The 22,196-nt window shown below is 38.5% G+C and carries 18 protein-coding genes; 4 read left to right on the top strand and 14 right to left on the bottom strand.

The genetic code is table 11. The features are described from left to right. The first annotated feature begins 17 nt into the window (after positions 1–17). Positions 18–1,802, top strand: a complete 1,785-nt coding sequence (locus BK585_RS08235) for a S8 family peptidase (protein WP_078552981.1) — start codon at positions 18–20, stop codon at positions 1,800–1,802. Between the two features lie 142 nt (positions 1,803–1,944). Here BK585_RS08235 and BK585_RS08230 read toward each other — a convergent pair whose 3' ends face one another. The 8 genes from BK585_RS08230 to BK585_RS08195 form a co-directional block, all read right to left on the bottom strand. Then, positions 1,945–2,139: a DUF3906 family protein gene (locus BK585_RS08230; protein WP_078552980.1), complete on the bottom strand. Its 195-nt coding sequence runs from the start codon at positions 2,137–2,139 to the stop codon at positions 1,945–1,947. Positions 2,140–2,141: 2 nt separating this feature from the next. Continuing rightward, the gene (locus BK585_RS08225) at positions 2,142–3,761 is read right to left on the bottom strand and encodes a nitrite/sulfite reductase (protein WP_078552979.1); all 1,620 of its coding nucleotides are present in this window, start codon (positions 3,759–3,761) and stop codon (positions 2,142–2,144) included. A 14-nt stretch (positions 3,762–3,775) separates the two neighbouring features. After that, positions 3,776–4,381, bottom strand: coding sequence for an adenylyl-sulfate kinase (gene cysC, locus BK585_RS08220; protein ID WP_078552978.1), 606 nt, complete (start codon positions 4,379–4,381; stop codon positions 3,776–3,778). Positions 4,382–4,417: 36 nt separating this feature from the next. Next, on the bottom strand, positions 4,418–5,497 hold the full coding sequence (locus BK585_RS08215; RefSeq protein WP_078552977.1) for an inorganic phosphate transporter: 1,080 nt from the start codon (positions 5,495–5,497) through the stop codon (positions 4,418–4,420). Positions 5,498–5,526: 29 nt separating this feature from the next. Continuing rightward, on the bottom strand, positions 5,527–6,672 hold the full coding sequence (sat, locus tag BK585_RS08210; RefSeq protein ID WP_078552976.1) for a sulfate adenylyltransferase: 1,146 nt from the start codon (positions 6,670–6,672) through the stop codon (positions 5,527–5,529). A gap of 49 nt (positions 6,673–6,721) precedes the next feature. Further along, complete coding sequence (locus BK585_RS08205) at positions 6,722–7,435, bottom strand: phosphoadenylyl-sulfate reductase (protein ID WP_078552975.1); 714 nt, start codon at positions 7,433–7,435, stop codon at positions 6,722–6,724. Positions 7,436–7,875: 440 nt separating this feature from the next. Further along, entirely contained in the window at positions 7,876–8,637 is a 762-nt protein-coding gene (locus BK585_RS08200; protein ID WP_078552974.1) for a DUF4097 family beta strand repeat-containing protein, read from the bottom strand. A gap of 76 nt (positions 8,638–8,713) precedes the next feature. After that, entirely contained in the window at positions 8,714–8,956 is a 243-nt protein-coding gene (locus BK585_RS08195) for a hypothetical protein (protein WP_078552973.1), read from the bottom strand. 192 nt (positions 8,957–9,148) lie between these two features. On the opposite strand from BK585_RS08195, the gene cbpB reads away from it, so the two are divergent. Both cbpB and namA read left to right on the top strand, forming a co-directional pair. Then, positions 9,149–9,586 carry a cyclic-di-AMP-binding protein CbpB gene (cbpB, locus tag BK585_RS08190; RefSeq protein WP_078556697.1) on the top strand — a complete coding sequence of 146 codons (438 nt, stop codon included), beginning with the start codon at positions 9,149–9,151 and terminating at the stop codon, positions 9,584–9,586. Positions 9,587–9,729: 143 nt separating this feature from the next. Further along, positions 9,730–10,749 (top strand): NADPH dehydrogenase NamA, encoded by a 1,020-nt coding sequence (gene namA / locus BK585_RS08185; protein ID WP_078552972.1) that lies wholly within the window; start codon positions 9,730–9,732, stop codon positions 10,747–10,749. 92 nt (positions 10,750–10,841) lie between these two features. On the opposite strand, the gene BK585_RS08180 is transcribed toward namA, so the two are convergent. Beyond that, a complete protein-coding gene (locus BK585_RS08180) occupies positions 10,842–11,315 on the bottom strand; it encodes a hypothetical protein (RefSeq protein ID WP_139367522.1) in 474 nt (157 codons plus the stop codon). A 576-nt stretch (positions 11,316–11,891) separates the two neighbouring features. Continuing rightward, positions 11,892–16,922, bottom strand: coding sequence for a carbohydrate binding domain-containing protein (locus BK585_RS08175; RefSeq protein ID WP_245805799.1), 5,031 nt, complete (start codon positions 16,920–16,922; stop codon positions 11,892–11,894). 434 nt (positions 16,923–17,356) lie between these two features. Here BK585_RS08175 and BK585_RS08170 point away from each other — a divergent pair, with 434 nt between their 5' ends. Then, entirely contained in the window at positions 17,357–17,953 is a 597-nt protein-coding gene (locus tag BK585_RS08170) for a CPBP family intramembrane glutamic endopeptidase (protein WP_078552970.1), read from the top strand. A gap of 238 nt (positions 17,954–18,191) precedes the next feature. Here BK585_RS08170 and BK585_RS08165 read toward each other — a convergent pair whose 3' ends face one another. The 4 genes from BK585_RS08165 to fliS form a co-directional block, all read right to left on the bottom strand. After that, entirely contained in the window at positions 18,192–19,400 is a 1,209-nt protein-coding gene (locus BK585_RS08165) for an IS110 family RNA-guided transposase (RefSeq protein WP_078552969.1), read from the bottom strand. A 254-nt stretch (positions 19,401–19,654) separates the two neighbouring features. Then, the gene (locus BK585_RS08160; protein WP_078552968.1) at positions 19,655–20,092 is read right to left on the bottom strand and encodes a YaaR family protein; all 438 of its coding nucleotides are present in this window, start codon (positions 20,090–20,092) and stop codon (positions 19,655–19,657) included. 242 nt (positions 20,093–20,334) lie between these two features. After that, a complete protein-coding gene (locus BK585_RS08155; RefSeq protein WP_078552967.1) occupies positions 20,335–21,744 on the bottom strand; it encodes a flagellin N-terminal helical domain-containing protein in 1,410 nt (469 codons plus the stop codon). Between the two features lie 19 nt (positions 21,745–21,763). Continuing rightward, positions 21,764–22,186, bottom strand: coding sequence for a flagellar export chaperone FliS (gene fliS / locus BK585_RS08150; protein ID WP_078552966.1), 423 nt, complete (start codon positions 22,184–22,186; stop codon positions 21,764–21,766). Positions 22,187–22,196: the final 10 nt, after the last annotated feature.

Raw genomic sequence — 22,196 nt, 5'->3', positions numbered from 1 at the left:
CACGGAGGTATAACAACATGAACAGATTTTATAAAAGCGGGATTATCCTTGGCCTTTCTTTTATGGTCATATTCATTGGGTTTATTTATTTAAACGCTGATTATGATGGATTCAGAGGTCAACAACTTCAATGGGATGCCAACGAACAAGAGTTGCTTGGGTCACATGCGATGGATCAAGTGTTAGCGGAAGATTTGGCGATGACGACTTCGATGTTTATTTCTCAGTTATCATTCCAGCTTTCTCGTTGGGCTGACCAGGATGTAAGTGACCAAACTCTTTATGATAAATTTATTGAGGAATTACAGGAACATCCACATTTTAACAGCTTTGCTCTTCTTGAAGACAATGAAATCACAATGGCTGTTGGTGAGATACATGAAGATAGAATTCACGAGTTAGATTTACAAAATAAAACACGGGTTTTTTCAAGACCTTATCAGCTTGGTGGAAAACAATTTATGCTCATGAAAGAACAGTTAGATGATGGCAGAAATGTTGTTGGTGAGATAGATTTGACATTTGTAGCCTCCTATGTAAAAGATATCGCATCGGTTGCCGATGAAAGTGGTCATTTTTTCATCTCTGGTGGGGACCATACAGAAGCAGAATGGACAACAACAAAAGAATTACCGGATTCTATAGCCGCTCAAACCGTACCTGAACTTGATTGGCAAATCGTTGTTCATTCAGAGGAGGATGAAGACGTACAAGAATTTTATGAAAGACAAGCTGTTGTTAAGTTTATCAATGAACAGCAAGGACTTGACTGGATTAACCGTACCGAAGACATAAGCATTTTTGAAGATAGCTCTCCCTATTATGTTATTGAATCTCAGACCCTTTCAGCAGAAGAACTGTTAAGGGAATTAGAAGCCAATGAGAATACCGAGCTTGCTGAACCTAACTTTATCATAACTAAGCAAACAAGAGCACAAGTAACCGTACCTAACGATGAATTTTTTGGTCCTTATCAGTGGAATTTAAGTCAAATATCAGCTGAAAGCGGTTGGAACTTCTCTGGTGGTGCTGAAGATGTGATTATCGCGATTATTGATACTGGCGTTGACCCTAATCACCAGGACTTACAAGGGAAAGTATTAGAGGGATTTAATGCATTTGATGGGTCTAACCGTTCAGACGATGAGCATGGACATGGTACACATGTCGCAGGAATTGCTGCTGCATTGACGAATAATGTGACAGGTATTGCTGGTGTGGCCTGGGAAAACTTAATCCTTCCTATTAAAGTACTTGATGCAAATGGGGAAGGAACATCGTTTGAAGTCGCTCGTGGGGTACGATGGGCTGTTGACCATGGCGCTGATGTCATTAACATGAGTTTAGGTGATTATCATAGCTCTTTAATTCTCCACGATGCGATAAAATATGCGGACAGGAACAATGTCGTCCTTATAGCTGCTAGTGGAAATGATAATACCCGAAGACCGATGTATCCAGCACGTTATCCAGAAGTACTTACAGTAGGTGCTGTATCAGAAGGTCGACACCGAGCATTCTTCTCAAATTACGGCAAGCACATCGATGTTGCTGCACCAGGAGAACATATTCCTAGTCTGTTTCCAAATAACAATTATGTAATTATGTCTGGAACCTCCATGGCTGCACCACACGTTGCAGGCCTCGCTGGGTTATTATTAGCAGTAGATCCGACGTTATCAAACCAAGATGTCTATGATATCATCAAAGGATCTTCCATTGACTTAGGCAGACGAGGCAGAGACCCCTTTTATGGATTTGGAGAAATTAACGTCGCCGAAGCCCTACGAATGGTAAGATAAGAAAAACGGCAAAGCCGTCTTTGATTTCATGCGATGAGCGAAGCCATCGCTCTTCCCTGAGTTATCCTACACGACATCTTGAACTTTCTAAACCTTTAAAAAAGAGTGACTTCAAGGTTTACCCTTGAAGTCACTCTTTTCTTTATAATACGAAACCCGTACCTTTTTTTATTGGTTTTTTCTCCACCATACTAATTTCTTTTATCTCTGGAAGCTTCATATAATTCCGTTCAATTTCGATTTCAGCTAATCTAAAGGCTGACTCATCATCTTTAGCAGCAACAACGACAAATACATCTGTATTATTTATGATGGCTTCAAATTTAAACAAAAACATGTTTACGAAGCTTCAGCTAAAATTTGGTCTAGTTGAGCTTGAACTGCATCAAAACCAACGCGTTGAACAAAGTTATAGAAGTTTTCGTTAGCTTCTTTGTTTTCTTTGAAATACGTAAGAAGTTGTTCTAACACTCCATTAAGGTCTTCCGCCGTCACTTTGCCTTTTAATTTGTCGTTAAACTGAGCAACGTCTTTTTCAAGTGTTCCACCCACATAAATTTCAAAGGCTTCAACCATACCTTTATCTTTTGTCTTCATTTTAATTCCTTGTAGACCGATGTCGGCGATTTGACGCTGACCACATGAGTTAGGACAACCCACCATATGAATACGAACTGGTATGTCTAATTCAAGCTTAGAGTCTAAGTATTCGGCAACTCGTCTCATACGCTCTTTCGTTTCAACGATGGCTAAGTTACAGTATTCAATCCCAGTACAGGATACAGAATAACCAATAAATTTTTTCGGTTCAATTACAATACGCTCAAATAATTTCTCTTTTAATAATGCTTCTACTTTCTCATCCGGAACATTAGGAATCACTAAGTTTTGAGAGTTTAACGTACGGATTTCACCGTTTCCATATTGTTTAGCAATACGAGCTAGGTCAAACCATTCTGCTGAATCCATACGTCCTACTGGGACACTAAATCCAACATAGCTTAATCCTTCTTGTTTTTGCTTTTGAACGCCGAAGAAATATCCCGCATTCCACTCTTCGACTTTACATGTTCCTTTTGATGGAAGCTCTACATACTCAAGGAGTTTGTCCTTAAATTTCTCAGGACCCCAATCCGCAATTAAGAACTTCAAACGAGCACGGTGACGCTTTTCGCGGTATCCAAAATCACGGTAAATCGTAGTTACAGCTATTGCTACGTCTTTTGCTTGTTCTGGTCGGACAAAGACATCAAGCTCTTCAGCTAAATATGGTTTAGCTGATAAACCACCACCTACTTTAATATGGAAACCAACAATCTCTTCACCGTCAATTTCCTTAACAGCTGGTGTAAAAGCTAGACAGTTGATTTTATCATGACCTGCATTATGGATATTCGATGAAATCGACATTTTATATTTTCTCGGTAGGTTAGAGAAATCATAATTACGTTGGAAGAATTGATAAATATCTTCAACGATTTCGCGTGTGTCAAATAATTCATTAGGGTCAAGTCCAGCTAGTGGATTTCCAACAATTGTTCTTGGAATGTCTCCGCAGGCACCAACAGGTGATAAACCTACACTATCAAGACGCTTATAAATATCTGGGATCTGTTCAATCGTTAACCAGTGGAATTGGATCGCTTGGCGAGTCGTAATATCGATAACATCGCGTCCATAATCACGGCCAATTGCAGCTAACACTTCCGCTTGCTCATTCGTAATAATCCCAGAAGGAATATTTACACGCATCATGAAATATCCGTCTTCCTTAGGCTTTTGTAAATACATTCCTGCCCATTTGAATAAACTCCAGTCTTCTTGTGGAATCGATTCAAATCCTTCTTTTGCATACTTTTCAATGTCTTTTAAAATATCTAGACCGTCTTTTTCTAGCTTTTTCAACTCATCTTTATTAAGCTTGCTAGTGTCCTCGGCCCACGTCTTTACATATGCCATGTGAGTGGTCCCCCTTAAATAATCGCTTTTGCCTGTAAATATAATAACACTTGATCAGCTGCTTCTTCAATTGATAGCTTATCTGTTTCGACAATTAGTTCTGGTGCATTCGGTTCTTCATATGGTGAACTAATTCCTGTAAACTCCGGTATCTCGCCTGCTCTCGCCTTTTTATATAACCCTTTTGGGTCGCGTTGCTCACAAGTTTCTAACGAGCATTTCACATACACTTCGATAAATTCACCTTCTTCGACAATCTCACGAACCTTGTCGCGGTCTTCTCGAAACGGAGAAATAAATGCTGTACATGTAATCACACCCGCATCAATGAATAGTTTTGCAACTTCACCAATTCTGCGAATATTTTCTTTTCTATCTTCATCACTGAAACCTAATCCTTTGTTTAATCCGTGGCGAACATTGTCTCCATCTAACACATAGCTATGAATGTGATTTTCATATAGCTTCTTTTCGACTGCATTAGCCAGGGTTGATTTTCCAGCCCCAGATAAACCTGTGAACCAAAGAATACAGCTTTTATGATTGTTCTTTTTTTGACGATCTTGTTTTGAAATCGTCGTATCATGCCATACAATATTTTCATTAATTTGATTTGCCATAACGTAAACCACCTTATCTTTTCTACCAGATTATAACTAAATGCCTCCACCTTGGTCATGAATGGCACTTCTCTCTCGTTTCGAAGCCTGTGCTAAACTAATTGAACCAACTGTAGCAACAAATACACTTAAAATGACGAACAATGTATAAAAATCAAATTGTAAAAACAGAACGATTAACCCATAAGATAACACGAGGGAAAATACTGGGGACACGACCCATACTTTAACAATTTTTTTGATGATGGATTTTTGCCATAAACGAAATCCATTTTCAGCTGTTCCTATTCCAACGATTGCAGAAGTTGTTACTTGCGTTAACGGAACAGGCAATCCAAAAATAGATGCGATAATAACAAGTGTACCTCCCGTAGTCGATACCGCTGTTCCTTGAAGTAAGGAGAGCTTTGTTATTTTTTTACCGTTTGTTTCAAGTACTCGACCACCTAATAAAATCGCTCCTAATCCAACAAAGATACCACCAACAAGAACAGCCGTATTTATCCCAATCAAACCGGCACCTACAAGTGGTCCTACTGCGTTTGCGACGTTATTCATCCCTGCTGCAAATGCCTCCATACAACCAGCTGCAATAAGTAAAAAAACAAGCCATTTATGCCATTTGCCTTTTCCTTTTAACTGTGGCCAACGTTTCTCCATCAATTGAATGATTTTACCCGAGATATAAGCTAGGATAAAACCAACAATGGGTACGATAACCCAAAAAGACACAATCACGATTAATTTATCAAAATAAAGGGCTTGATAAGCAATCCCTGCTCCTACAATGGAACCTACAACCACTTCACTTGTTGAGAGCGGGATGCCTAATAGGTTAGCTATAAATAATGATAAACAGGCTGAGGCAAGAATGATGATGACGACTTGAACCGTAACAATATCAGCAGGAATAATGCCACTTCCGATTGTCTTTACAACTTCACCACCTGCAAGAGCTCCAAGTAGAGCAAACACCGCTACTAGCAACATAGCTGTTCGTTTTGTTTTTATTGCTCCACTTCCATAAGCAGGCCCCATTGCAGCCGCAGTTCCACTTGCGCCAATGTTCATCGCAAAAAATAATGCGATGGCAAAGGCTACTATCGTCAACGTCATAAATCCTCACCCTTCTCTACTTCGGTCATTTATGCCTGTACTTTAGACCGCATTCCTCTAATTAATACTTCAACGACCTCTGCACGACTAAACTCTGGCGGCGGAGTAAGACCGTTTGCTAACATTTCACGTACTTTTGTTCCTGAAAGAATGACATGGTCTTCTTTAGAATGCGGGCACGTTTTTGTCGATGCCATATTGCCGCACTTTTTGCAATAAAAACTATGTTCAAAGAATAATGGTAGGATGCCTAGCTCATCTTCAGTGAAGTTTGAGAAAATTAACTGCGCATCATACGTACCATAGTAATCACCTACACCCGCATGGTCACGTCCTACAATAAAGTGAGTACATCCGTAGTTTTTACGTACCATCGCATGAAAAATCGCTTCTCTTGGACCTGCATATCTCATCGCAGCTGGGAATACAGCTAAAAATACGCGATTTTTCGGGTAGTAATTTTCTAACAATACTTGATAACTTTCCATTCTAACATCTGCAGGAATATCATCTGACTTCGTTTCACCAACTAATGGATTTAAAAACAAGCCATCGACGATTTCTAATGCTGATTTTTGAATATATTCATGAGCACGGTGTACTGGATTTCTCGTTTGAAAACCAACAACACGTTTCCAGCCTAACTCTTTAAATTGAGCTCTTGTCTCGGTTGGGTCTAAATAAAATTCTTTAAAGCGCTCTTGCTCCACGCGATTCACTTGTGTAATTGGTCCTGCTAAGTACACATTTGGACGCTCAAACAATTTTTTAACACCAGGATGAGCTAAATCTGTTGTACGGTATACATTTTCTGCTTCTTTTTCTTTATTTGGGATGAACTTTTCAGTTAACTCAATCACCCCATAAACAATACCATCCTTAACAAGCTTTACTTCTTCACCAATTTCTAGTTGGTTTGCTACTTCTTCGGTAACTGGTAACGTAATTGGAATGCTCCACACCGTACCATCAGCAAGTCTCATGTTTTCTACAACGGATTGGTAATCTGCTTCTGATAAAAAGCCAGTTAGCGGGCTAAACGCTCCGTTTCCGATCAATTCCAAATCAGATAAAGCAAAATCATCTAACTCTACTTCTTTCTTGGCATTTGACAGGTCATATGCCTCATTTAATCGATTAATTAATGTTCCTCCATGGGGTTGACTAACACTCATCTTTTTCTCCACTCCTTCATAATCTTTGCATGCTTCTTATAGTTATTTGTTATTGATGCAATCCACATTCTGTTTTATTGCTGCTTGACCATCGACCTTCACGAGAATCTCCACCGTCAGCTACTGGTTTAGTACAGTTTTCACATCCAATGCTTGGATAGTTTTGGTCATGAAGTTTATTATAAGGAAGTTTGTGAAGGCGGATATACATCCATACTTCTTCCCACGTCCAATGAATTAAGGGACACACTTTAATTGATTTAAAGCGCTTGTCAATGTTTACATACTGAGTATTTTTTCTTGTTTCAGATTGCTCTCTTCGCAATCCAGAAATCCACGCGCTATATTTTGAAAGCTCATTTTCAAGTGGAACAAGCTTTCGCAAACTACAGCATTGGTCGGGGTTCGTTTTCCAAAGCTCTGCTCCATGCTCTTCTGTTTGCTGCTCGGGAGTTAATTCAGGTTTTAACAGTTTAATGTTTAATGTTGGGTATTTCGCCTTTACTTCTTCTATAAGTTCATATGTCTCTTTAAAATGAAAATCCGTATCGAGGAAGACAATCGTTGCATCTTTTTTCACTTTACTAATTAAATCAATTAAGACCATTCCCTCTGCGCCGAAGCTACAAGCGTACACGATATCATCTGCATACGTGTTATATGCCCATTTTAATACCTCAATCGCATCTTTTCTTGCTAACTGGACGTCATTTAATTCTTTATATTGTTCCTCAGTAATTGTCGAGAATGTCGGTGTACTCATAGGAACCCTCCTTTAAAAAAATTCATTTTTTCCTGTTATTTGAAACCACTATTATAGGTGTATGCGTATGTACAGATAAAAGCGCGCCCAGTTCAAGCATAATAGCTCATAATTCACACAGTATAATAGCTTCTTTTTTAATTCCTTGTATTTTCATCAGGATTATAAGTTTAATAGAATTATATCGGTCCTTACCCCATTCGTCAACTGTTCATTTGCCTAATTTACGAATTAAAATTATGCACATCTTCTTTCTTTATAGCAAATCCCTTTTAGATAAAGGGCTACACAAAATGATTGTGGTATAGTAGGCTTACATCAACAACTGTCCTTGAGGACAATACTATACCTTTTCACCCAAAAAAGTTGCCATGATAGGTGCTATTCCCTAATCATGACAACTTCTTTTTTATCCATAGTATTACACTGTGATTTGTTCGCTATTGTGTAATCGTTCCGGTTACATTGGTGATCATAATCTCACCAGCATAATTCTCCAGAATCGTCACATTTCCATTCACATCATCAATTGTTATATCATCTTGTCCACTCCGTACAGTTACATCCCCCGCTACCCCTCGCACAGTTGTCTCACCTTTTCCAACTGTGAGAGAAGCATTTCCCTTCATTCGTTCTATAGAAAGATTGCCTGAAGCATTATTTACTTGAAGGTCACCAAAAATATCCGTTGCATTGATATACCCTCCACCATCCGTAATTTTAATCGAGCCTGTAATTTGAGATAATTCAATTGCCCCTGCTCCATGGTCGAGGGCAATGCTGTTATTCATATGACTAAGGTGTAAGCTTCCAGCGTGCTGTCTAACTTGAACAGCGACAGAGCTCGGAGCATAGACTTTTACATGAACAAGCCCATCATTTGTCGTTTGGTCTCTACGGTAAATCGACGTACGTAAAAAAGCAGTTTCATTTTCTTTTGTTAATTCAAGTGATAGGTTTTCTTTTTGAAAAGCTAGTGCTTCCTCTTCCTCTTCACCGTAAGCAAAAAAGGTAGCTAACACCTCAATCTCTGAACGGCCATCTTCACCAATAATCTCAGCATTCCCTTCAGCTAAGTCCAATTGAAGTGCCGTTATTTCCTCGGCTGGAAGCGTGACTGTTTGTTGCTCTTCGACTTGTACTAAATTACATCCACTTAACAATAAAAGCGGTAAAATTAAAAGGCATAGATACGTTTTCATAAGTTCCCTTCTTTCTATGTATAACGGGTTTAACATACCATAATATGAGGGGAAGCACCAACACTTCTCCCCTCTTTTATTTCTTTTTTATAAACGGTATTATCTCAGCTGGTTTCTTTTTGTGAATGATAACTTCCACTGTATATCCTTCATTCTTTCGTTGGATAAACGTTTTTTCTGAAATAGGCCTTGGTCTAGACCATGTCAAGGATTGAAGGTTTTTCCAGTTATCATGTGTGATCACTTCTTTTTTATAATAATACTGGTTCCCTGAAGGGTATTTTTCACATATGTACTTCACTGTTTGTTTTGTATGCATATCATGTCACCTCGATCAATTACTTACTTCTAGTGTTGTCCTCTTTTAGAAAGATTAAGCATAGTTGTCATTGTTTTTCATTGTTTGCATATACTTTATATTGCAAACGCTTACAACCATCCTTGACAAAACTTATCTTTCAACCTACTATTATATTGGTTAGGAAAATAAGAGAGAAGAGTGATGCCTGACATGCAAAAGTTAACTGACAGTAATATTATGGACAACGAGATTCAAGAACTGATGATTTCTTCTGATAAGGTTGCTCATGTTCAACTCGGTAATCCTCTTGACCACGCACTACTAGTTCTCATTAAATCCGGTTACTCAGCTATCCCCGTATTGGATGCACAGTATAAACTTCATGGACAAATTAGTAAAGCTCTCATTTTAGACTCTATCCTTGGATTAGAACGGATTGAAATGGAAAGACTACATGAAAAGAGAGTAGAAGATGTCATGGATAAAAAGATTCCTTGGATTAGTAAAAACGGAACATTCGCGCGGGCATTGGCAATGTCTATTAATCATCCATTTATCTGTATCGTAGATGATGATGATTCTTTCAAAGGGATTCTTACGAGACGGTCCATTCTAGCACTCATTAATCGCCACCTACAAAAAAAATAACATAGTAGACTAATAGGCAGCCTATGAGGCTGTCTATTTTGTTTTCTCCAAAAAACATGGTACTCTCTTTCTTAGAAGGAAGTTGCGCACCAACCGCTCTCTTCTCAATAACAACATAACTTTTTACAGAATGGAGAATTACTATGAACACACCTGCCCTTTTTTCATCATATCAAATAAAAAATGTGACATTACCTAATCGAATTGTGATGTCGCCAATGTGTATGTATTCTGCTACAGGACTAGATGGAAAGGTGACTGACTTTCACTTTGTTCATTATACTAGTCGTGCTGTAGGCCAAGTCGGTTTAATCATGGTTGAGGCTACTGCAGTTTTGCCTCAAGGTCGAATCTCTGACCGCGACTTAGGAATCTGGAATGATGAGCACATTGAAGGTTTACGACGAATTGTCAATGGAGTACACCAATACGGTTCTAAAGCAGCTATTCAGCTTGCTCATGCCGGACGTAAGGCTGAACTTGACGGTACAATTTATGCCCCTTCAGCAATTCCTTTTAATGAGGACATGAAAGTTCCAACAGAAATGTCGAAAGAAGATATTGAAGAAACGATAAACGCTTTTAAGGAAGGCGCTGTCAGAGCAAAAGCTGCAGGCTTTGATATTATCGAAATTCACGCTGCTCATGGATACTTAATAAACGAATTTCTCTCCCCACTTACAAATCAAAGAACAGACGAGTATGGTGGGAATGAAGAAAAGCGCTATCAATTTTTAAAAGAAGTCATACAGGAAGTAAAAACGGTGTGGGATGGACCATTATTCGTTCGTATTTCTGCATCTGAATATGCTGAAAATGGAACATCGATAGAAACGTTCATTACTTATGCGAAGTGGATGAAAGAACAAGGCATTGATTTAATTGACTGTAGTTCCGGCGGAGTAGTTCCCGCACCAATTCATACATTCCCAGGATATCAAGTCCGATTTGCTGAACGTATTAAAATGGAATCTGAAATCGCTACAGGAGCGGTTGGTTTAATTACTTCCGGTCTACAAGCAGAGGAAATCGTTCAAAACGGCCGAGCCGATGTAATCTTTTTAGGCCGGGAGTTATTAAGAGACCCGTACTGGCCTCGCCTAGCCGCCAATGAACTAGGTTTTACCTTGAAAGCCCCTGCACAATATGAAACCGGATGGTAAAATTCATTTCGAGTAGTCTAGGAATAACGTTAGCGGACAGAAGATTCCTTATTTGTTAAGAAGATATAAGTAGCTTTATGTCGGCACAGTTGTTATTTCCGCCAATCAAGAAAAAAGTCCTCTTCAAGCTGTACGACTTCGCTACTAGAAGGATATACAATGAAGAAATACTCATTCTCCGCATCAAAGACTGAATAATAATAAACATACGGCCTGACAAAGAAAGAGTTACTTTCTTCTATTGGAGCAGAGAAAAACTGGTCTTCGTTAAATTCAAAGGGTTCATCAGCATATTGCCTGATGAGCTCTTTTCCTTCTTCATAAGATAACGGTTTTGTCATCAGAAAGACTGTTGGAATGGCTATTAATAATATGACATTAACAACAGTCGCTTTTTGATTGCCCTTTTTAACTCCAAAGCATAAGACCAGTCCAATGATAATGGGAAAGAAAAACACCCAATCAACTAGTATTCCGTTATATAAATATGGATTAATGATATAAAAACCTAGTAACAAGAAAAAGAACAACATACAAAATGTGAACACCAACGCTTTGCGATTCACTACAATCTACCTCTCTCCCACTACCTTCTAATTTGAAAAATATTGCTTAATTGCCTTTTCTCTTCCTTTAAACATTCCTTGTAATATCGGTGTTACAACTATAGATGGAACTCTGGCAGCGTAAATTACCGTATCTGTCATTTTTGTCTGGTCACCTTCTTGAATGAATCGATGAGTGTGCTCCCAGTAGGTAAATGGGAATGGAATGACTTCGCCCTTATCAGTAAAGGACTGTTTATGCACAACATCGGTAATGATAGAGTTCCAGCGTGTATTTCCTAAATAAAAATTAAGCTTTAATTTTACGATTTCCCCTTCTTTAGTCGACGGTTCACCTTCTATAGTTACTTTGGGGAAACTTGTTATTTTTACTAAGTTTGCTGGTTTACTGAAAAACTCCCAAACCTCATCATGTTGTGCTGGAACTTTCGTTTCATATCTAAATTGTTTTTTTTTTCATCAAGAACACCTTCCTTTATATTCTATTCTAATGGAACGTTTTCCTTTATAACAGTAAAGGCATCCACAAAGGTCATGAATTACACCTTCGGGATGCCCAATGTAATAGTTAATCCTTTAGTTTAACGTTTTTCTGCTTCGTAGATAAAATACCATTCCACAAAGAACTAACGTAAAACCAATTAACAACCAATTGTATAGATTTGTTGCTGTATTTGGTAGTTCTTTTTCGTCTTTCTTAGGACTCTCACCTTTACCAGGTTGTTTACCCCCGTTGTCTCCTGGCTCTTGACCTTCACCGTCTCCTGGTTCTTGACCTTCACCATCTCCTGGCTCTTGACCTTCGCCATCTCCTGGTTCTTGACCTTCACCGTCTCCTGGTTCTTGACCTTCGCCATCTCCTGGTTCTTGACCTTCACCATCTCCTGGTTCTTGACCTTCGCCATCTCCTGGTTCTTGACCTTCGCCATCTCCTGGTTCTTGACCTTCGCCATCTCCTGGCTCTTGACCTTCGCCATCTCCTGGCTCTTGACCAGTTACTTCCTCAACCTCTACTAGTCTTACATTATCAATCGTAATATTATAAGGTGTAGTTGGTTGCACATCTGTTGATTGTCTGCCTAAACCCATTAAGAATTGATGCGTTCCATCCGTTGCCACTTCAACAATCGCTTCATACGTTCGCATCGTTTGGTCAACATTAAACGTTTGAATTCCTGTTCCAGCAAGTTCAACATAAACAGGACGCTCTCTGTCTGAGCTCATTTCAAATTCAATTTTATAGGTTCCACTAGTGACATGTGGGTTTTGTAACAATTGAATATGCCACCATTCCCAGCCAGGTTGCCTTATATTTGCTGTTAGTTTTCCATTTTGAACAGAAAAATCAGCTAATCCAGCCCATGCTTCGTGGACACCCATATTAAAGATATTCCAACCATCAACTAAGTTATCTGGAGACACTCCAAATGAAGTTGTTGTCTCAAAGCTGCCATCAACTAAGAGATTTTCTCCAACTTCTCTCCAAACCTTATCTACTGGGTCTGTTGGGTCAACAGGGTCCGTAGGATTTCCCGGGTCGGCACCAGCACCGCCACCAAGTGCCTCACGAGCACCTTTTACCTCTAACCTTACATTATCGATAAAGATGTCATGAGCTATTCCTACTTTCGCTGCGCCCTGTAATTGCCCTAATAAAAATTTTAGGTCAACCGTATCATCTGTATCCATTTCAAATTCAAAACGATATGTTTCTCCTTGTTCACTAAGCTGAATAACCTCTGAGAAATAGCGGTGGTACCCAGAATTCTCTAGGACTACTTCCATTCCACGATTCGATGTTGAGCGTGCATCAAATTGCAATACGTATGGTCGGTCCTTTTGGGCATTCAATCCTTCTTGCATTAAAATAATATGCCAAGGCTCATACCCTTCGTTAGCTACTGCTATCTTCGCCTCACCATTGACTACATTAATTGTCGCACTCGATGTACCTGGTTCATGTTCTCCTTGAATGTGTTTACTCCAATTTTCAAAACCAGTTGAAAAGTCTCCATTTTGAAGCAAAAATAGTTTTTCACGCTCTCCTTTTACCTCAAGACGGACATTATCAATAATGACATCATGCGTGCTAGCAATTGTATTTGCTCCATCTATTTTACCTAATAGGAACTTTAGTCCTGCTGTTTGTTCTGTTGTCATGTCAAACTCAAAAGTGAATGTTTGTACGTTATCTGTAATCCCAACTTTTTCAGATAGGAAACGTGTATATGATGCGTTTTCAACAACGACTTCCATTTGTCGGTCAATTGATGATTTTACATCGAATTGGACAACATACGTATTTCCAGGTTTTAATGTCATTCCTTCTTGCATGAGAATAACGTCCCATGGATTTGTGCCTTCATGATTAATAGTTACCTTCGCTGCACCATTTTCATGCAAGACTGTTGCGCTAGAAGGTCCATCGTAATTGCCCTGAACATGAGACGACCAATTTTCTAGAGCATTTGAAAAATCACCATTTTTTAATGGGAAAATATTTTCTAGCGATAACCCTGCATTGTTATTGGTTAAGCGAACCATTTTTACATCATCAAGGAACACATCACTATCATGTCCACCTAAGAAGAAGATAAATTGTCCTTCTGTGTCAGCGGAATCTGGCATCGTAAATGTAAATGATTTTTCATCCATAGATGACGTAAGAGCTATCGTGTTTGTTCCAGAATAGTTCACTTCACCATCCTTGCTGACAAGTGCGACTTGAATCTCTCTATTCTCTGATGCTCTTGCGTTAAATGTTACCTTATATTCATCATTTGCTAACAAGTTCATTCCTTTTTGAATCACTTGGATCGCTTCTGGATTGGCACCACCATCTGTGAATTCAACCTTTAATTCGCGACTCTTTTCAGATACAGTGGCCACGGCATCACTTCCATCCGTAACGAAATTCCAGAACGTCATTCGGTCCATCCGCCCCTGGTCGAACGTGCCATTGTATACATGGTTTCCGTTAGTTAAAGGTGCCTTTGGTCCATTTTCATTAAATGGATCCAACGCTTCAATTTCTTCAATTTTTACGTTTCCGATCCAAACAGGATTTGTATTTAATCCCATATTTAGTTCTAATCGAGCAGCTACATCCGAATCTTGTTGCATTTGAAATGCTAATTCATACGTTTGAACTTCACTGGTTAGGGAGAAATCTCTACTTGGTGAGTAAGCAGAATATCCTCGTTCTGGACCACCACCCACTTTTACATTCATCGTACGATTAGTCGATGACTTTGCATCAAACGTTAGTTGATACCATCTTCCTTTTCCAAGAGTGACATTTTGAATAAGTTGAACAGCATACGGCTGATTTCCACCATTCGTTATATCAACTTTAGCAAACGTATCACTTCCAACTTGGTCTACTGAAGCTGTTGCACTCCCATTAAAGTCATTAATATATACTAGATTCCAATTAACAGGATCCCAGTTATTATCCACTTCTGTTGCATTTCGAATGGTTGTAAACCCTTGTTCAAAGTTGTTATCATAAACTAAGTTTCCATTAATCGGTTCTTTTGCACCACTTGGTAACGGTTCTACTTCAAATGATGGTTCAACAGGCTCACGGTATTCTGGTAAATCATAGACCCGAACATAATCCACTTCCATATGTCCTGGGAATGGGGTTGTTCCATCCGGATTTCCACCATACCAACCTCCAATGGCTAAGTTTAAAATCAAATAGAATTCTTGGTCAAACGGCGCTGGATAAGCATAAGGTGCGGCATTGCCAGCTCCTTGGCTACTCCAATTGTCTAATTTTTGATACAGTTCCCCGTTTACATACCAACGTATTTCTCCTGGCTCCCATTCAATACTATAAACATTAAAGTCTGTAATATCTTTGCCTTCAGGGAAATAATAGTCTCTTGCTGTATACGTATTGTTTGGCCATTGTCCTCCATAATGGATTGCCCCTCCAATCTTATGAGGCGTACCACCGGCAGATTCCATGATATCAATTTCACCTGACGCTGCCCAACCGCCATAAACATCGTTTTCTGGCATCATCCAAAATGCCGGCCAATATCCTTGACCCGCTGGTAATTTTATTTTCGCTTCGAACTTTCCATACTTTTGACTAAACTTACCTTGCGTATGAATTTTACCAGAAGTGTAATTATATGTTCCTCTACTATCCGAAACCGTTTCTGGTCTTCCTTCAATAATTAATTTCCCATTTTGAACTGATACGTTTTCTTTTTGGTAAGACTGAAGTTCATTGTTTCCCCATCCAGGCACAAATGTACCGTCTGGTTGAACAAAACCATTTCCAATGTCATGTGTCCATTTTGAGGTATCTAGTTCATTCCCTTCAAACGTATCTTCCCACACTAAATTCCAATTTGGATCGAGCGGATCTGGATCACTTGGATGATTATCACCAGGGTCTGTTCCGTGACCTGGGTCACTACCATCTCCAGGTTCATTTCCATCTCCAGGTGGTGTCGATTGCTTTTCTACTTTGATTAGTTTTACATTGTCAATTACCATGTTATAAGGTGTCGCTGGCTCTATATCTTCACCATTTCGACCTAATCCCATCAAGAATTCATAGCTACCAGTTGTTTCCACATCAATAATTGTTTCATAGGTTTTCATACTATTATCTATTGTAAATGATTGAATAGGAGTTCCAGACCCTACTAATTCTACATATACAGGTCTTTCTCTTTCTGAACTCATATCAAATTGAATTTTATAAGTTCCACTAGACACTTGAAGTGGTTTTTGGAAAAGTTGAATATGCCACCATTCCCAACCAACTTGCTGCACAGTAACTTCTAATCTATTATTCACAACAGCAAAATTTGCTAAGCCAGCCCATTGCTCATGGATACCCATGTTAAAGGTATTCCAACCAGCCACTACATTATCCGGGTCCCCAAAAGACGTTGTTGTTTCGAAAGAACCATCCTGTAAAAGATTATCACCGATTTCCACCCACTCATCTTGTGGAGGATTAGTAGGTTCTGGCTCTTCCCCATTTCCCGGTTTTTGTCCAATCGTTAATTCATATGGAAAAGTGATTTTAGAAGCGTTACTTGAAGCATTTATCTTCACTTGTGCATTTTCTCCACCAAAACGAACCCATATTTCAACCATTATCGTTCCATTGTCAAATGAAGAATACGATTGCCCTGTTACATTATAAGTCAATTCCCTTACAAAACTCTCATACGTATCAGGTGACGTATTTCCATCTGTTGGCATCATATTTGTTTCTTCGGTTCTATCCCATTGTCCATCCCCGTTAAAGTCATAAGATACTTTAGCGTCAATTCCAATGCCAACACCTAATCCATTTAGGAATAGCTCTGAGATGGCATTACCCGATCCATTGTATACCCCATTTACATTTTCAATGACATACGTATTCTTTTCAGCTGTACTTAAAAGTACATCTGAATACGATTGAGTTCCCATCTGAGGTGACAATGCTCTTGCGCTCTCTCCACCAACTAAATAAAGAGTATCCGTTGATAGAGAATTTGAACTAGCATTTGGAGCTGCACTAACAGCAAAGCTGAAATTAGAGCTAATTAACATAAAGATTAAAAAGATACTAATCCATTTCTTTTGCATTTTTCTTCCCCCTACCTTATTAGTTCAAGACATTCCATGAACAGTAACGCGTTCTTCTTCACCTCCTTACATGATAAAAATAACGGATAGTTCACACTAATTATGTAATGTAAGCCTTTTCATAGAATGCTAGACTAACCGTCCGAAAGCGCTTCCGGAATAGACAAAACAAAGAAAATACTATACATTGCCTTAAAATTCTGTGGCGTTTCTTGTTCTGAATACCGAGTTTTTTCAATATTGTAATATGTCACCATTAAACATCCACCTCACAATTCGAAAGCGCTTTCGGTTTTATTTTAAGTTGTGTATCATTGTGTAGTCAACCTTTTTTTTTGATATAATTTCCTTTAGTGGTATATTTTTTTTGAAAATAATACTATTGACCTAGTATCCATACTTTTATTTCCTATAACTAACACAAAGGAGTTTTTATGCGTTCATTCATTATTGCAGTTATACTCGCGCACTTTCTGTTATTTGTTAGTTTTTTATGGCAACCTTTTTCGTTTTGGCTATTGCTTCCTTTATCCTTATTGGTTTTAATTTCGTTTACCTTTTTTACTAGCAAACCCTATTTTTTCCCTTTCTCAACTCCACATATAGGGATGGGGATAGCAACAGGGTTCATCCTCTATGTAAGTATGGTGATCGGAAAGGGCATTATCGTTTCTATTTATCCACCTCTTATGTCACAGCTAACAGCACTTTATGAATTAGTACAACCGAAAGAGGTTTGGCAATACTTGTTGTTGTTTTTACTTGTCATTCCAGGAGAAGAAATCTTTTGGCGTGGATTTGTTCTAGAACGCCTTTTACAATCGCTACCATCTAAAACTTCAGTTGTACTTGCGGCATTACTATATACTACAGCTCATTTATTTTCTGGCAGTATTCTTCTAGTACTTGCTGCTTTACTTGGAGGATTAGTTTGGGGCTACGTTTATATCAAAACAAAAAATATTACGATTTGTATCTTATCACATACTGTATTTAATTTATTTCTGCTTATCCTCTTTCCAATCTTATAAGCCAACATGAAGAAAAGAGGGTGAGACAAAAGGTAAAATACAACCTTTTGTCTCACCCTCTTCTTACCTCCAGTCAAGTGTTTTTTATAACTTTTATTTATGTTTCACCTAATTATTTTGAGTGGGAGGGGTACCCCTCCCACTCAAAATAATTCTGGTCATGCCAAAAAGACCTGACGATTTAGTTTTTTTCGCAAGGTCAGATATGGTATAGTATAAGTAACTGTTACGAATAGGTTTACGCTGCTTCGTAATTATAGGTGATGTTGTGTGTGATTAGATGAAATGCCACTTTCAAAAACTTATTCACACACGCAATCGACGCAACTTTGTGGGGCTTTCCTTGAGGTTGCGTTTTTAATTTGTCGTAGTACTCTACGATATGATTGTTAGTCTTCTTACGAAGTCTAATCATTGTTTGAACCATAAAGTACAAGATTTTTCGTAGCTTGTTGTTTCCTCGTTTATTAATTTTATCTTTATAAAATGTATTGCCAGATTGATAACGCATAATATCAATCCCAACATATGCATTTAATTGTTTATTGTTTCTAAAGCGTTTTAAATCCCCAATTTCACCTATTAGCCTTACAGCTGTCACTTCACCAATCCCTGGAAATGAAAGTAAAACCTTATACTCAAAACGTTCTTTGGAAAGCTCACCCATCTGTTTTATTAGCTGTTCTTTTTTCTCTTTTAAATCAGTAATACGTTTGGCATAATCACGTACTTGTTCACATCTTACATCCTCTTTCGAAATTGCTGGATATGAATCTTTCGCTGCGTTAAGTAGTTCTAGGCCCTTTGCTTCGGCACGTGCATGGGATAGATTCTTTTTTGTATTGCCTTTTATACGGTTTCTAATTACGGTTTTTGAACAGGCTAATACTTCGTCTGGATGTGGATAAAGTTGAACGATATTTAAAAAGAGTGCAGAACGTTTAGATAGAAGACGCTCAAGTTCAGGGAAACTTAGCTGTAAAATAGCATGCATACGGCTATATAGATTAATAATTTCACTATCTAATTCACCATAATACCGTGTTAGTGCACGCATCTGTTTATAATAGTTGTCTTCCTGGTAAGTCGTTGAACGTTCTAATCGGAAATGGGATTTAGCGAGCTCATGAGCATCACTTTTATCGGTCTTATGACGGCGCATCGAAGCCGTTTGTAGATTCGCTTCTAATGGGCTAACTCTATGGTAGGTGTAGCCTTCTGTTTGAAAAAAGTATTCTAATGGTCTTGAGTAAACTCCTGATGCTTCAAAAACAATCTCAGGTGCTTGACCATCCAGTTTGGTAATTTCACAAATCTTTTCATGTAAGGCTTTAAAGGACGATTTATTATGCGTAATTTCGCCTTCAAACTCACACTGCTTATAGTGGTTATAGATAACCATTGTACTTTTCCCCATACTAACATCGAATGCCAGTACATGTTTCATGTTCATTTCTCCTTCTCTTGCCAAACATAGAAGCCTTCACATTGCCTTATCGATTCCACTTTCTTTTACTCGATCTCTTATGGACCCAACATACTAAACTGATTCAAATAAGGGTGTGAAGTCGGTCGGTTTAAAATACGGACTCAATCAAGGTCCTAGAGGGTGATCGACCTTACTTCACTTCTACTATAAATAAAATAGTAGCACAAACCCTGGCCGGGGTCTGTACTACTAATCTTAGTATGTTTCATCTGTTAAGCATAAATGTTTACTAATAACCCTTTAATTTCACCAACCATATTAAGGATATCTAATCCTTTTTTCTCTTTTTGTAAAACCGCGTCAGTAAGATCTAACAGCTTCCGGTCAACCTCTTGTACAATTTTATACACCTTTGTTCGACCACGACGGTTAAAGCCTCTTCGTTCTTCAAGTTGTAATCCAAAGGCTACTGCATCTTCCATAAATTCTTTAACTAACGCTTTATATTTTCTTAACTCATCAACCGTTCTAGATTCTGCTAATGCCTTACCCTGGTCATCTATTTTTTGCATAAGCCCATGTAAGCGTTCATAGGCTTTTTCATCTCTTTGCTTATTCATTACCTCTGAGAAAGAAACACTGGCTGTTGGACCTTGTTTCTTCTGTTCCACTCGGTTCAGATTAGCCTTACCAACACGTTGGACATCCATTTTATTCCCGCCTTTAAATAAATATGATTAGCTTTATTGTACCATACAGATACTATTCCATGTATGAATGCCAATATTTGTTGGCATTCATTGAAAAGGAGGGTGGGACAAAAGGTTTTTTTTACCTTTTGTTCCACCCTCTAAGCAATGAGCGAAACCGCCACTATCAATTAAATCACGTTGCGAGTGAGGCCATTGTCATTGTAGATGTTCTAGCTTGTTTTGGTCGAGACTCTTGTTTATTATTGAAGCAATTGAAGTACTCCTTGAGGCAATTGGTTTGCCTGTGCGAGCATCGCTGTAGCTGATTGGTTTAAAATATTGTTACGTGTGAAAATCGTCATTTCTAACGCCATATCTGCATCACGAATACGTGACTCAGATGCTGTTAAGTTTTCATGCGTCACTTGTAGATTATTAATTGTATGCTCAAGACGGTTTTGAATCGCTCCTAGTTTCGCTCTAGCATCTGAAACGATATTAATCGCACGGTCAAGCTGGAAGATTGCATCGTTTGCTCTTGTCTGTGTTGTTACGTTTACGCTTTCTACACCTAGCTCGACAATGTCCATTTGCGGAATATCAATCATTACACTTTGGTTAGTGTTAGCACCAATTTGGAAAGATAACGCATTGTTTGTCGTTTGGAATGTTAATGAACCATTGGTAGGAATATTACTAGCAAAGTTATATTCAATTCCTGCGTGCACAATTCTTCCACGTGTAGAAGTTAACGTACGCTCTGCTGAAATCTCTTCAAATCCATCTGGACCTTCTTTTGATAATGTTACTTTTGTTTCAGCCTCAAGTGATACTTTAGCTGTACCTGACGTTCTAATTTTTGACGTATCAATTTCTAAACCGGCTACTTGTCTTCCTTCTTCGCCTGGACCCGCTGCATCAGTCCCAATGTTTACACTTTTCACACCAAGAGATAGGCCATCTGGGTCTAAAATTTCAATTTTAGCTGTACCACCCGTACCGCCATCTGTCATGACGTCACGAACTAGAATCGAGTATTGACCAAGTTTTAACTCTGAGTTTTCTGGGTCAGCAAACTTAACGTCTTCAACTGCTCCAATTCCAGAACCTGATTGAATGATTTGGGATTTAATCTCTGTTTCTTTAATATTTACTTGATACACTCCTGAGCCTAACTCTGCATCAAGTACTTTCGGGAAACCTTGTACATTAATGTTATTTTGTGAAGCTTCAAATACCGTTAATACAGCACTTGAACCATCAAGAAGCTTTCTTGTGTTAAATTCTGTTTTCTCAGAAACACTGTTGATTTCTTTTTTCAGTTGGTCAATTTCCTTTTGGATTTGCTCACGATCATAATCTGTATTTGTATCATTTGCACCTTGAACAGCTAATTCACGCATTCTTTGTAACATGGCGTGAACTTCCGTTAATGCTCCTTCAGCCGTTTGCATTAATGAAATTCCGTCCATCGCATTTCGCTCAGCCATTTTAAGTCCACGAATTTGAGAGCGCATTTTTTCAGAGATTGCAAGACCTGCTGCATCATCAGACGCTCTGTTAATACGCAATCCAGATGATAATTTTTCTAGGTTTTTAGATGTTTGGATTTGATTTTGATTTAGGTTACGGTAAGCATTTAACGCTTGGATATTATTGTTAATTTTCATTAGAGCACCTCGTTATTTTTTATTCAAAACGGACATTTCTCTCATAGGCGTTAGCCTTCATTTTTCCTTGTTTCGTCAATAGGTCTGTTTTCGTTTTCATCGCTTGATTCCAACTTGACATAAGCTCTGTCACAATCGTTAACACTTCTTGAATGAGTTTCGTGTTTTTTGTGTAATTTGCTTCAATGATTTTATCTGCCATGTAGTTATATATCGTCTCAAGCTGGTCCGCAATGATACCCGCTTCATAATTAATCCCTGCACCTAAACGATGAATAATATCATTTGCTTTTTTTAAACTTTCGTTTGCTGCCATATATTCTTTTTCTTCAATGTTTGCAATCGCACTCTCAAGGTTAGAACAGCATGCTTCATATAACAATGCTGTTATTTCCTCTGGTGATTTTTGATGGAGTGCTTCCTTTGTTAAAAATTGATACATGTTACACCCC

Source organism: Bacillus alkalicellulosilyticus (assembly GCF_002019795.1).
In the GTDB taxonomy this organism is placed as follows: Bacteria; Bacillota; Bacilli; order Bacillales; family Bacillaceae_F; genus Bacillus_AO; species Bacillus_AO alkalicellulosilyticum.
The sequence above is the reverse complement of the archived record's forward strand: the minus strand, read 5'-3'. Positions and strand labels throughout refer to the sequence as shown.